14 protein-coding genes are annotated in these 12,825 nt (G+C 52.3%); 8 read left to right on the top strand and 6 right to left on the bottom strand.

What is annotated here, in order from left to right:
• Positions 1 to 32: 32 nt before the first annotated feature.
• Complete coding sequence (locus D906_RS23960; protein WP_016713256.1) at positions 33 to 254, bottom strand: DUF3820 family protein; 222 nt, start codon at positions 252 to 254, stop codon at positions 33 to 35.
• 203 nt (positions 255 to 457) lie between these two features.
• Between D906_RS23960 and D906_RS23955 the strand changes: the two genes are divergently transcribed.
• A complete protein-coding gene (locus D906_RS23955) occupies positions 458 to 934 on the top strand; it encodes a PA2169 family four-helix-bundle protein (RefSeq protein ID WP_027615749.1) in 477 nt (158 codons plus the stop codon).
• Here D906_RS23955 and D906_RS23950 read toward each other — a convergent pair.
• Entirely contained in the window at positions 931 to 2,421 is a 1,491-nt protein-coding gene (locus D906_RS23950) for a sensor domain-containing diguanylate cyclase (protein WP_027615748.1), read from the bottom strand. The two genes, D906_RS23955 and D906_RS23950, sit on opposite strands and share 4 nt — an antisense overlap.
• A 405-nt stretch (positions 2,422 to 2,826) precedes the next feature.
• Between D906_RS23950 and D906_RS23940 the strand changes: the two genes are divergently transcribed.
• From D906_RS23940 to D906_RS23910, 7 genes are all read left to right on the top strand, one after another.
• Positions 2,827 to 3,231 (top strand): NUDIX hydrolase, encoded by a 405-nt coding sequence (locus D906_RS23940; protein WP_081741891.1) that lies wholly within the window; start codon positions 2,827 to 2,829, stop codon positions 3,229 to 3,231.
• A gap of 476 nt (positions 3,232 to 3,707) precedes the next feature.
• Positions 3,708 to 4,646: a GSCFA domain-containing protein gene (locus D906_RS23935; protein WP_081741890.1), complete on the top strand. Its 939-nt coding sequence runs from the start codon at positions 3,708 to 3,710 to the stop codon at positions 4,644 to 4,646.
• 1 nt (position 4,647) lies between these two features.
• On the top strand, positions 4,648 to 5,946 hold the full coding sequence (locus D906_RS23930; RefSeq protein WP_158286001.1) for a hypothetical protein: 1,299 nt from the start codon (positions 4,648 to 4,650) through the stop codon (positions 5,944 to 5,946).
• Positions 5,924 to 6,790, top strand: a complete 867-nt coding sequence (gene murB, locus D906_RS23925) for a UDP-N-acetylmuramate dehydrogenase (protein WP_081741888.1) — start codon at positions 5,924 to 5,926, stop codon at positions 6,788 to 6,790. The genes D906_RS23930 and murB overlap by 23 nt, the downstream gene beginning before the upstream one ends.
• Positions 6,787 to 7,242 carry an NUDIX domain-containing protein gene (locus D906_RS27155; protein WP_081741887.1) on the top strand — a complete coding sequence of 152 codons (456 nt, stop codon included), beginning with the start codon at positions 6,787 to 6,789 and terminating at the stop codon, positions 7,240 to 7,242. The genes murB and D906_RS27155 overlap by 4 nt, the downstream gene beginning before the upstream one ends.
• Entirely contained in the window at positions 7,229 to 7,762 is a 534-nt protein-coding gene (locus tag D906_RS23915) for a dual specificity protein phosphatase family protein (protein WP_158286000.1), read from the top strand. Before D906_RS27155 ends, D906_RS23915 begins: the two co-directional genes overlap by 14 nt.
• A gap of 14 nt (positions 7,763 to 7,776) precedes the next feature.
• A complete protein-coding gene (locus D906_RS23910; RefSeq protein ID WP_081741886.1) occupies positions 7,777 to 8,583 on the top strand; it encodes a trans-aconitate 2-methyltransferase in 807 nt (268 codons plus the stop codon).
• A gap of 256 nt (positions 8,584 to 8,839) precedes the next feature.
• Here the strand turns inward: D906_RS23910 and D906_RS23905 are convergent, their stop codons facing one another.
• The 4 genes from D906_RS23905 to D906_RS23890 all read right to left on the bottom strand — a co-directional run bounded on the left by D906_RS23905 (position 8,840) and on the right by D906_RS23890 (position 12,825).
• Positions 8,840 to 10,174 carry an OprD family porin gene (locus D906_RS23905; protein WP_027615747.1) on the bottom strand — a complete coding sequence of 445 codons (1,335 nt, stop codon included), beginning with the start codon at positions 10,172 to 10,174 and terminating at the stop codon, positions 8,840 to 8,842.
• Positions 10,175 to 10,379: 205 nt separating this feature from the next.
• On the bottom strand, positions 10,380 to 10,604 hold the full coding sequence (locus D906_RS23900; protein WP_019099753.1) for a hypothetical protein: 225 nt from the start codon (positions 10,602 to 10,604) through the stop codon (positions 10,380 to 10,382).
• 156 nt (positions 10,605 to 10,760) lie between these two features.
• Positions 10,761 to 12,176 carry a heavy metal sensor histidine kinase gene (locus tag D906_RS23895; protein WP_019099754.1) on the bottom strand — a complete coding sequence of 472 codons (1,416 nt, stop codon included), beginning with the start codon at positions 12,174 to 12,176 and terminating at the stop codon, positions 10,761 to 10,763.
• A complete protein-coding gene (locus D906_RS23890) occupies positions 12,151 to 12,825 on the bottom strand; it encodes a heavy metal response regulator transcription factor (RefSeq protein WP_012270545.1) in 675 nt (224 codons plus the stop codon). The genes D906_RS23895 and D906_RS23890 overlap by 26 nt, the downstream gene beginning before the upstream one ends.

The raw sequence follows: 12,825 nt of genomic DNA, 5'->3' as shown, positions 1-12,825 counted from the left end.
CGTGGCCAAGCCCGCGAAGAGGCCGGAGCAGGTCACCGCCGATGCTTCTGCCGCAACGGCACCAACAGATCACCCAACCCGTTGTGGTCGATCTCATGCATCAATGCCAGCAACCCACCCAGCTCCCCCGCCGGAAAGCCCTTGCGCGCAAACCACGCCAGGTAGTCTCCCGGCAGGTCGGCAATGATCCGTCCCTGATACTTGCCAAACGGCATGGTCCGGGTCACCAGCAGTTCGAGGGTTTCCGGCTTCATCGTCGATGCACCTGGCTGTGGAAAAGCGCCGACCATACTGCAATCTGCACGAGTGCCCAAGCGGCAATCATGCAGAACGCCCTTGTCAGCTATCATCCTGAATTGAATAAGTTATTGAAAATAATGGATTTATTTTTTGATTGAGGCTTGGCACGAACACTGCTCCCTTACAGATGACTATCACCTGCCAAGGAGTTCGTACCATGAGCAACCCCAACAAAGACGTGATCGATGTGCTCAACGACCTGATCGAGTACAGCAAGGATGGCGAGAAAGGCTTCAAGACCTCGGCCGATGATGTGAAGAACCCAGAGTTGAAAGCGTTCTTCGTTCAGCGTGCTGGCGAGTGCGCCAATGCTGCAGGCGAACTGCAAAGCGAAGTACGCCGTCTGGGCGGCGACCCGGAAACCTCCACCAGCATCAGCGGCGACCTGCACCGTGGCTGGGTCAACCTGAAGTCGATGGTCACCGGCAAGGATGAAGAAGCGGTGCTCAACGAGGTGGAGCGGGGCGAGGACCACGCGCTTAAAGCCTACAAGGAAGCCCGCGAAAAACTGGTGAAACTGGGCCGCACCGCCAGCGACATGACCTACAGCCTGGTGGAAAAACAGCTGCAAGGCGTGCAGCGCAACCATGACCAGGTCAAGGCCCTGCGCAACGCGACCCGCGCCCGTTCTTAATCCCGAGGCCCCTCTACCCGGTTGCGGCCCATGGCCTTGGCCCGGTAGAGCGCTTCGTCCGCAGCACCCAGCACCCCGGCCAGGTCGTGCTGGATGCCGGACAGGCCGATACCGATGCTCACCGTTACCGCGTGGGCATCATCGGCAAACGGCGCTAGCGCCTCGACGCTGGCGCGTATGCGTTCGGCCAGTAGTCGGGCGCCGACCAGGTCGGTTTCCGGCAGCACCACCTGAAACTCCTCCCCACCATAACGCGCAGCCAGGTCGGCCGGGCGGCGGATGCACGCTTCGATGGCTTTGGCCACCTCACGCAGAGCATGGTCGCCACCGGCATGGCCATGGCGCTGGTTGAACGCCTTGAAATGGTCCACATCCACCATCAGCACGGCCAGCGGTTTGCGGTTGCGTTGCGCGCGAGCCCATTCGTGGCGCAGCACCTGGTCCAGGCGGCGCCGGTTGGCCAGGCCCGTTAGGCTGTCGGTGGCAGCCAGGGTTGCCAGGCCTCGCTCGGCTTCCTGGCGGCGGCGCAGTTCGCGGCCCAGCAGCAGGGTCAGCCAGAGAATGCCCACGCAGAGCACGCCGGTAGCGACGCTGACCAGAATCGCGGTACGTCGCCACGACTGGAACACCTCGTCTGTGGAGTGAACCACCAGTACGATCAGCGGCAACTGCGCGACACGGGCAAAGGTATAGATGCGTGAGTTGCCGTCGCTCCCGGAGCGTGCGGTGAAGTTGCCACTCTGTTCGCTGAGAATACGCTTGAAGTTGGGCCGCTCGGCATAGTTGGTGCCGATCAGTGGGTCCTGCGTGCGCGAGGGCTGGCGGGCAAGCAACTGCCCGTCGGTGTTGAACAGGTTGATGCTGCTGTCGTCACCGATGTCCAGGCGCTGGAACAGCTCGCTGAAGTACGACAGGCGCAATGCCCCTGCCGCCAGGCCGGCGAATTCGCCATTGGGGCCAGAGATACGCCGGCTGAAACTGATACACCAGTCCAGGTCGCCCAGTTTGGCCTTGAACGGCGGGCCCACCAGCAAACCGAGGTTGGCGTTGTTCTGATGCGCCTTGAACACCCCGGTATCGCCGAAGTTGGCCTTGCGCGGCACGCTACTGGTGGAGTCGCCCACTACGTTGCCTTGTTTGTCCAGCCACAGCACATCACCGCGTTTGCGGTCGACGAAGGTTTCATTGAATAGCAGGCGCTGGCGTAGCGGGGCGGGGATTTCCGGCAGTTCCTTGCGTCCGACAGCCCAGATCAGGCCCCGAAGGGACTGATCGTAGAGTTCGGCGTTGCGCAGGATGTCGCTTTCGATCAACTGAACGATGTTGCTGGACGAGCGAATGGCCGACAGCTCGACGCTATCGCGTTCCCGCGCCAGCAAGTAGCTGACGATGGCGACGATGGCGAGCACGGCAAGGCAGCTGCCCAGATTGAGGGTCAGCTCGGGGTGCGACCTGAGGAATGCGAAGCGCGGTAATCGGGTGGGCATGCTCGCTACTGCGTGGGCAGGGCCATTCGCGGCGGCGACATTCTAGGGAAGCGCGGATTGTCGAACAAGATTTGTCCGACGGAATCACGCAGAGCTGTATTCCGGCTTCTCGCCGAACCCTGTGGGAGATTGCCCAGCCCTGCGGACTGCGCTGTCGCGCAGAGAACAGTGTCCACTGTGGGAGCGGGCTTGTCCCGCGAAGGGAGCCACGCGGTGCATGGCACCGGCTTCGCCGGTGTTCGCGGGTGAACCCGGTCCCACTGGGTTATTCCATAGGCGCGGAACATGTGGTGCCGAGCACCTTTCAGCGTTCGTCACAACTTAAAACATTTTCTTTTTTGACTAAACTGCGATAGGTACTAACCTACTTACGATCATATCATTAAGCTGCTTAAGGTTTGACACATGGCATTTGACGATACATTTCGCTTGAGTTCTCATGCTGTGATACTTAACGAAAACAATGAAGTGCTTCTATTAAAGGCAAATTACGGAAGCTTTTCTTGGGGGCTTCCCGGCGGAGCATTAGAAGTTGGGGAAACTATTCATGAAGCATTAGTCAGGGAGTGCCTTGAAGAACTAAGCCAGCCAATCACCGCTGCTACACTGACAGGCGTATATTATCACAAGCACTATAACTCAAAGGCCTTTATCTTCCGTTGCAGTATAAGTGAAATTTCAAAAATAACCTTGAGTAGTGAACATTCCGAATACAATTTTTTTCCAATATCCTCCCTGAGTGAAATTCAAGCCATTCGCGTCAATGACTGTTTAAATTTTTCTGGAATTGTTACCAGTAGGAAGTTTTGAACAGGAATTTTAATAATCCCAGCTTTGCATTATCTCCGCCGAGTAAGTCTACCTCCCGCTTAAAGCCCTTTCATCTGTCCGCCAGAGCCGCGCCAGGTACTTCCACACCTGGCTCTCTTGACTTTGTTGCGCGAAAATTGACATCTCCCTCGCACTGAATGCTTCTATTGCACACCTCATGAGGAATGCACGCGCAATAGCTAGTTCAGTTTGTCCTTGCACCTGTTGATTCGTAATAAATATTTTCGTAGCTGCAATATTTCACATCCCGCAAAGCGAGTGCATCAGTTACAAGTGATGGGGAAACCGTAACCTATTGAAAATGTTGAGAAAAGTCCGATTGCTGAAGTTTTCCTACATTGTTAGTTGAAATTCCCTACGGTAATTTACCGTATTTCTCGTCGCAATTTATTCTACGATCAGTGTCGCTAGTTACTACTCAGATAAAACCTACGGCACGATCACCGAGAACAGCGATGAAGAAATATAAAGACATGGATTTTCTAGGTGCAAGGTGGAGCAATTCCACGCAGTCCCTGTACAAGACACGAAATGCAAGCAGGTGGTTAACGGAACGCTCGAAAATTCTATCAATTGGAAGCTGCTTTGCAGTTAATTTCGCACGCTGGATATCTTTGCATAATATCTGTACTACAGCTCCTGACTGGGGTCTTCATTACAATACAAAAACTATACTCAATGAGTTGTCTATTTGTGCGAATAAAGTACAGAGAAACATTACTTGGGCGGTTGAATCATCTGACGGTACGGTCCGTTTTCATGACGCAAAGAGACACCCTATCAATAAAGACTCCAGATTTGAGCTGTCAGAGGAGCAGGTCAAATTAATAAACCATGGAAAAGAAGCAATAAAGAACTCTACCGCCTTCATTATCACAATCGGTCTCAGCGAGATTTGGGAGCAAAAAATTGGGGATGAGTGGCATTACTTAAATCGGGCCCCTCTGCGAAATATTATTTCAGACAAGCCACTCATCTTTCGCAACCGCTTTCAGACTGTAAGTGAAATTAAATCTGACCTTCTTGAAATAATAAATGTTATTCATTCCGCGCACCACAGTGCAGTACCAATTATATTTACAGTATCTCCGATACCGTTAAAAACCAGCGGTGTACCTTACGATCCTCGGATTGCAAATGTCAGGTCGAAATCCAATCTGGTTGCTGCAATTCATGAATTATTTGATGAGCACCCAGATCTAGAAAGCGTTTCATACTTTCCTGCATTTGAGATGTTCTTTCAATCCTCAGCCCTGCCAGCGGCTTGGCAGCATGACGGAAGGCATGTAACAGCGGAGAAAATAGACTCCGTCTGTCGGATGTTCATCTCAATTTATGCAAAAAATACTGAACAATTCAACAAAAATATCAATTTTATTGTGCCGGAGGTTTGAGGTGAATAATGCAATTCTTACACCGTTAAATTACGATCTAAATCTAATACCTACGATTCATATATCACCCTCGAAAAACTCAACGCTTCCATTATTGGTAGCCTCCATACTCATTGAAGGGGTCACACTTCTGGAAATTGATGATGATCATATTGATGATGTTAAAACCATGATTGCAATCCTATCCAAGCTAGGTGCTCACTGCATCCAAGAAAAGGATCGACTAATCATTGATGCGCGTGGTCCTATTTGCTCCGAAGCCTGTTTTAAAGAGTGCTCTGATACGCGATACAGCTTATTACTGCTCGGTATATTGAGCTCTCGTACTGGAAGTGCGAAAGTTTCGGTCCCGGGTGGCTGCGATCTCAACCGTCCTTTCGATTATCATGTGGAGTGCCTAACCAAGCTCGGAAACACCGTAAGCTATAACGATGACGAAATATCATGTGCCAAAACTGCTGAACCTATAAAAACACTACAATTACCATACCCATCTGTTGGCGCTACACTTCAAGCACTATTTTCTTGTGCCACTGGTAGCATGAATTCAACAGTAACCATCCAGAATGCGGCCTTGGAGCCAGAAATTGATGATGTTATAGCCTTTCTCAATAAAGCCGGTACAAAAATCTTACGAAACGGTAGTGACTTGATTGTAGTGCCCGTGAGCAATCAAACACTACAAGGAGTCAAGCACAAACCCATTTATGACCGAATCGAGGCCAGTTCTTATGCTTTTGCATCGGTGGCTGTTAGAAAATTGGTGCTGCTTAAAAACTGCCCGACTCAATTTATGAGTGAACCACTTCAAGTACTTGATCGTTTGAAGTGCGCTTACTACCTATTGGGCGCAGGTGACATCCTGATCGATGGCAGAGTATTTGACGAACATCAGTCTCTCGAAATGATAGCGCGCCCTTATCCAGGTTTTCCCACTGACCTGCAACCTATTTTAGCCGCTCTTTGCTGCACCCTTAGTTCAAAAAATATAATTAGAGACATGGTTATGCCATGCCGCACAAATTATGTCGATGAGCTCAGGAAAATTGGCGCAGAAATTTCCTGCTTCGAAAATATAATTTCGATCAACGGGTTCAAAAAGAAAGCAAGTCAAATATCAATAAACGTATCTGCTCCAGATCTGAGAGGCGGAATGGCAATTGTTCTATTAGCTATCTCAAGCGGATGTCATATTAATATAACCGCCTTTAATCAAATACTGCGTGGCTATTCAAGAATAATAAGCAACGCCCAAATACTCGGAGGGCAGATAACCTATGATAGCTCCACAAAAAACTGACCTCACAGAATTAAATTCTTATTGTATTACCTCGAGTGCAGAGCGTGCGTACTCACCAACCAGTTTGACTGAGCTGAAATCCGCAATAGCACACAGCGAGGGAACGAATCGAATAATTCTTGGAGGTGGTAGCAATGTTATCCTCAGTAAGACCAACTATGATTGCGACACATCATTTTTACTCATGCAGCGGATGCCTAAAAAAATCACTTGGGAGGACAATTTATGCACAGTAAATAACTCAGTCCGGCTACAGGCACTCGTTCAAGAATCAATTGACAGAAATCTGACAGGCCTCGAAAGATTAATTGGAATACCTGGCACAGTCGGTGGAGCTATTTATATGAATGCCGGAGCTTTCGACTGTGATATTCATCATACATTAGTAGAGGTAACAACTATCAATGTTGAAAACGCATTAATCACCACTTATAACAAGGGCGAGCTAAAGAGCTCTTATCGAGCCAGCATCTTTCAGGGAAGCAGAGAGATTATCATACAAGCAAAATTTGAGTTTGCCCGAAGTGCACTTGACCAATCGGTCGCTGTGTTAGCGGAAGCCATTCTCAATAAGCGTAGTATTACAATACCATATATCCTACCGAACGCCGGAAGCGTGTTTAAAAGACCGGATCATGAACTTAGGGTAGGTGAAATGATAGAGGCGTTAGGGATGAAAGGATTTCGAGTTGGGGGTGCCATGATATCCGAACTTCACGGCGGCTTTATTGTAAATATTTGCCAGGCAACCGGAGGCGACGTCATAGCACTAGCCCAACATATAAAGAGCGCTGTTTTCAAAAAATACAATACAGTGCTCAATCTTGAACAAGTCATAATATGAAAATCTATTTACTTGAGAGTATCGCAAGCAAAATTAAGTCAATTCTCGGATCCCCTAGTCTAGGTGTTAAAGCCGTAATATTTAATAATAAACAGCAAGTCCTTCTAATACAGCATACTTATCGTGTTGGCTGGCATTTACCAGGAGGAGGATTAATAGCAGGAGAAACACCGCGCGCGGCCGTCTGCAGGGAAGTACTAGAGGAAACAGGCCTTAAGATTTCCAATCCATTACTCGTGTCCGCACTCTTAAATAAATGGAGGCATCAGCATGACTACGTCTTACTTTATAAGGTAACTGATTTTTTAGGCGCCCCAAAAATTCAAGATCATCATGAAATAGCAAATATTGGGTGGTTCAACTTGAGCAGGCTACCTGATGAGGTTACATCAAACACAAGAAGTCGAATATCTGAAATACTTAATGGAGACAGCCAAAATGATCACTGGTAACAATTTAAAGGTCACTTGCTTGCAAAAGCTAAATGTCACCTGTCAAGAATGGGCGCCTGACATAATTTTCTCCTTCATCGATCCCGGCACTCAAATAACTGAGTACTTAGATTATCAGCCAGCCAAGCATTTTATTTACGAACTCTATGATCAAGAGCAAAGCGCAAATCTTGAACACATGGCGTCAACCGTAAAAAAATACATGAACGACATCAGCGCATTGGAAACCTTGGTCGGTACAAAAATACTTTTTCACTGCCACGCGGGCGTAAGCCGAAGCACCGTATTCGTATATATTTACTTACATTGTCATGGTTCTAATGCTTTCTCGCAGCTTTTGCAGTTAACAAACAAACCCTGGCCAAACTATAAAATATGCGAAATAACTGAGGCCCTTTACTTTTGTGTTGGGGATCTTACATCAGATCTCCAGCATTACAGGCAACAGCACAAAAATCGTTTGCGAACTTACAGGCGGCTTAATCTTGCCAGGGGTTTGATTTCGCCAGTAAAAAGATAAAACAGGATCTTTGTATGAAAGACTACAGGCTTGCAACTGGATTAGATGACGAAAATCGTCTAAAAATATTAAATGAAATATATAACCCCTCAAGCTTAGTTTTTTTACAAAAACAAGTGTTTAACACTCAGGCGCCAGCATCAATTTTGGAGATAGGGTGTGGCCATGGGCATATGACATGCGCCTTGGCGAAAGCCTTGATTCCACACGGGGGGAGAATCATAGGTAGAGATATATCCGAGAGTCAACTTGAAATTGCAAGGGAAACTGCAAGGAAAAATAATCTTAGCAATATCAGCTTTGAGTGCAGTGACATCAGTATTCGAACTGAAGTAACGGGGGGCTTCGATTGCACCTATAGCCGTTTCCTGCTGATGCATTTACATAATAGAGTAGATGCCTTGAGATCTATCAGTGATTCATTGTCAGAAAGCGGGGTCTCAATATTTGAAGAGCCTTGTCTGAGTAGTCAGTTTTGCCATCCCTACTTCCCTGAGTTTTATGAGGCGAATGCCTTAACAATCAAGCTTGGTGAAGAACTTAACCTCAATTACAACAATCCCGTATCTCTGCTAGAAGATATCTCAAAGTTTTATCACGTAGAGGCCATTAACGTTTCGCAGCCGATGTTGGCAACAATCGAACAGAAAAAAATAATCTATGAGTCATTTAAGCAAATTTCAATAGATTTACTAAATCATGCCCTCTGTAGCGAGGCAGATGTACACCGAATTGCTGAGTCACTTTATAGCTTTTCTTACTCTCCTAATGGTTTTGCAGGCGGATTGAGAGTATTACAAATCAAGGCGCGGTTGAAATAGAAATTCAATTTGAACAGTTATCAGTTGAAAACTATTTTTACTACCATACGACCGTATGGCTCGATACTGCGTCGAACAAAAAAGGAGGTCGCGTAGTTTGTCACAGGCGATACTGGCCCGAAACAAATGTGGGAGCAGGTTTACCCGCGAAGAATCCACCGCGGTGCTTGGCACCGGCTTTGTCGGTGTTCGCGGCGGTTCGACGCCTCGGTGAACCCGCTCCCACAGGGTTAGATTTATTGCTTACAAACGGCGATCAGAACACGTTCAGTGGGTAATCCACGATCACCCGCACTTCATCGTTGTCGCTGTTGCTGTCGATCGACGCATAACCCTGGCTACCACGATGGGTGGCATAGCGCACCAGCACCGACAGGTCTTTCAGGTCACCCTCCTGGAACACGTATTTCACGTCCAGGTCGCGCTCCCAGTGCATGGCGTTCTTGCCATCTTCACGGTAGTAGTCGTAGTGCGTGGTGTCCTGCACCGCCTTGGTCAGGTCGGCTTCACCGCGCGAGTAAGACAGCGAGGTGGTCAGGCCAGGCACGCCGAGCCCGGCGAAGTCATAGTTGTACTGCAGCTTCCACGAACGCTCGTTCGGCGCGTTGAAGTCCGAGTACATGCGCGAGTTGTCCAGGTACACGCTGTCGCCCAGGTTGATGTAGTCAAACGGCGTGTTGCCGTTTACCCGCTGGTAGGCGGCGGTGACGCTGTGGAACCCGGCGTTGACGGTGAAGTGAACGCTGTAGGTGTTGTTGTCGATCTTGCCCAGCAGGGCCTGGCCGGTGTCCTGGGTGTGGTAGAAGTGCACGCCCGGGTTCAGGCTGACCAGGTCGTTGACCACATAGGTGTAGTCGAAGTCAGCGTAGTACTGGTTCCAGATGTCCTTCAGCTCGGCGGCATACAGGTTGGCGGTGATGTTCGGGATACCGCTCCACGACGCGCCGGCCCAGTTCAGGTGCTTGCTCTTGTCGTGTTCGTTCAGCGCGCCGTAGTAGGTGTCGATACGGCGGTGGCCACTCTGGTTGTACGGGTGGGTGAAGCTCACCTGGCCGCCTTCGAGCAGCAGGCCGTCGATGCTGGTGTTGGTCAGGCTCACGCCACGGAAGGTCTGCGGCAGCATGCGGGTTTCGCCGCCCGCGATCACCGGGTTGGTGAGGAACAGGTCACCGGCTTTCAGCTCGGTGTCGAAGGCTTTCAGCTTGATTGCAGCACCAGCCGTGGAGAACGAGTGCGGGGCAGCGCCCAGCTCGCCGTCGTCCTTGATGTGCTCGGGCAGGATGCTGGTGCCAGCATGGCCGCCACCGCCATCGAGCTTCAGGCCCAGCATGGCATGGGCGTCCAGGCCAAAGCCGACCACACCCGGGGTGTAGCCCGACTCGAAGCGTGCAACCGCGCCCTGGCCCCACTCGCGGGTGTCGCGCACGCCGGCGTTGTGGTTGTCGCGGTTGAAGTAGGCATTACGGAAATGCAGGTTGAAGGACGACCCTTCGATGAAGCCATCAGCCTTGTCTTCATCTGCCTGGGCGGCGAAAGGGATCGTTGCAGTCAACGCAATGAACAGCGGGGTGAAACGAAACGCGGAAGGCACCGGTACTAGCTCCTTTGGTGTGACGGTGGGGCAGTTTTTATTTTTGAATGTGCGTCTTTCTTATAAGTAGACGTTACAGCCGGGCTGAGCGTTAAAGCACATAAAAAAAGCCGCTGATCGGCAGCGGCTTTAAAAGGCTAACATATCGGCACCGGTGGTGCCCATGGCGTAGCCAAGGGAAATCGGGAGCAGCAACAGCGCTTGATCAGCTGTCGGCATTGGCATCGACAGAAACTTTGGAAGCTGTCTGTTTTGCGTCTTTGGCGGCGTCAGACTTGTTTGCAGCTACAGCGTCGCGGGCCTCTTGGTGGACGGCGGCGAGCGCTGCATTACGGGTGACGAAAGCGCTGGATTCTTCGGCCATGGCCAGGGGCGACAACAACAGGGAAGACAGGACGAAGACGCTGGCAATACCCATACTGTTGGACATTTGAAACTACCTTCTTGCGGGGCAAGTGCTAATGAGGACGGGGGTAAAGTTAGTCCTTTCAATGCACTGGAAACAGACCTGAGTGCGATAAGCACTGTTGCGCAAAAGGTAACGATCCATGGAAAAGCAATAGGACTTTCGCCGCAAACCCCCGTCCTAGACACGGTCCTGCACCGAGCGCGCAGGCCTCAGCGCTGGCAAGCGGATACCGAAAGTATTGGCACCTGCACCACTGCGCACGAACACCTCACCCCCATGCATCAGCGCAATCGCCTTGACGATGGCCAGCCCCAACCCATGGTTACCCCCACCGCTGTTGCTGCGCGCCGCATCCACCCGGTAGAAGCGCTCGAACAGCAACGGCAGGTGCTCATCGTCAATCGCCGGCCCCGGGTTGCTCACAGCGATGCTGACCTGCTCCGGCCCGGCATCGATCTGCACCTGAATCACCTGGTGTGGCGCCGTATGTTGCACGGCGTTGTTCAGCAGGTTGATCAACGCCCGGCGCAGTTGGGCTTTTTCGATGGGGGCGTGGGCATCGCCGCTTACGTTCACGCTGACCTGCGCGTCTTCGAGGATGTAGTCCAGGTAGTCGAGCGTGGTTGCCACTTCCTCGGCCAGCGAGGCCTGAATCAGGGCAGTGGCCTTGCTGCCCTGGTCGGCACTGGCCAGAAACAGCATGTCGTTGATGATGCTGCGCAGGCGCTCCAGCTCTTCCAGGTTGGATTGCAGCACTTCGAAGTAATGCTCGGCGCTGCGGCCTCGGGTGAGTGCTACCTGGGTCTGGCCTATCAGGTTGGTGAGCGGGGAGCGCAGTTCATGGGCAACGTCAGCGTTAAAGGCTTCCAGCCGCGAGTAGGCCTGACTCACGCGGTCGAGCGCAGCGTTGAAGGCGCCGGCAAACTGCGCCAGTTCCGGGGCCAGCGCGTGGGTCTTCAAGCGCCCGTCCAGGCGTGGCGGGGCCAAGGCCTGGGCCTCGTTGGACAACGCCAGCAACGGGCGCAGGCCAATGCGCGCCACCCAGTAGCCCAGCACTGAGGCCAGCAGTACGCCAAGCACTGCCAACCCGACAATCGCCACCAGCAGGCTGTGCTGCGCCTGCCAGAAGGTTTCGGTGTCGATGCCGATCAGAAAGCGTAGCGGTGGCCGCTCGCCCATCGCCGGCAGTTCGCTGACCAGCACCTTGTAAGGGTAGGGGCGGTCGGGCAGGCGCAGGTCGCGCATACCCTGCGGGCCTTCGGCGAACGCCCGTACCAGCTCGCTGGGGTGGCCGTACTCGTAGGCCGGGTTGCTGCTGACCACCCAGAAGCGGATGCGTTTGTCTTCTTCGCTGAGCAGGTTGAGCTTGTTGTTGATCTTGGCCCAGTGGTCTGGCGTACCGAATCGGTTGAGGGTGGATTCGAGCACGCTGAAGCGTGCGTCCAGTTCGGCTTGCGGCAGCAAGTCCAGGCTGTGGTCGACCTGGCGGTAAAGTGCCAAGCCGATCAACACGAACACGCCCAGTGCTACCAGGATGAACAGCGCCGACAGGCGCAGGGCAATGGAATTACCCCGCACGGTTTTCCAGGACATAGCCCATGCCTCGGATGGTGTGCAGCAGCTTGTTGTCGAAAGGCCCGTCCAGCTTGGCGCGCAGGCGCTTGATCGCCACTTCAACCACGTTGGCATCGCTGTCGAAGTTGATGTCCCAGACCAGCTCGGCAATTGCTGTCTTCGACAGGATTTCACCCTGCCGCCTGGCCAGTACGCTCAGCAGCGAGAACTCCTTGGCAGTCAGGTCCAGGCGCTGGCCGGCGCGGGTGGCCTTGCGCGCCATCAGGTCGATCCACAGGTCTGCCACCTGCACCTGGAGCGGTTCGTGGCTGCTGCTACGGCGGGTAAGGGCCTGAAGACGGGCGACCAGTTCAAGGAACGAGAACGGCTTGCCGAGATAGTCGTCGGCACCCTCACGCAGGCCGTGGATGCGGTCTTCGACCCGTTCGCGGGCGGTCAGCATGATCACCGGCGTCTGCTTGCGCGCGCGTAAGGCGCGCAGCACGCCATAGCCGTCCAGGCCGGGCAGCATCACATCCAGCACGATCACCGCGTAATCGCCCTCCAGGGCCAGGTGCAGGCCGTCGATGCCGTCCCGCGCCAGGTCCACGGTAAAGCCCTGTTCGCTCAAGCCACGATGCAGGTAGTCGGCGGTTTTTTCTTCGTCTTCGATGATCAGCACACGCAT

It is taken from the genome of Pseudomonas sp. LAIL14HWK12:I1 (assembly GCF_003202095.1).
GTDB classification, from domain to species: Bacteria; Pseudomonadota; Gammaproteobacteria; order Pseudomonadales; family Pseudomonadaceae; genus Aquipseudomonas; species Aquipseudomonas monteilii.
The sequence above is the reverse complement of the archived record's forward strand: the minus strand, read 5'-3'. Positions and strand labels throughout refer to the sequence as shown.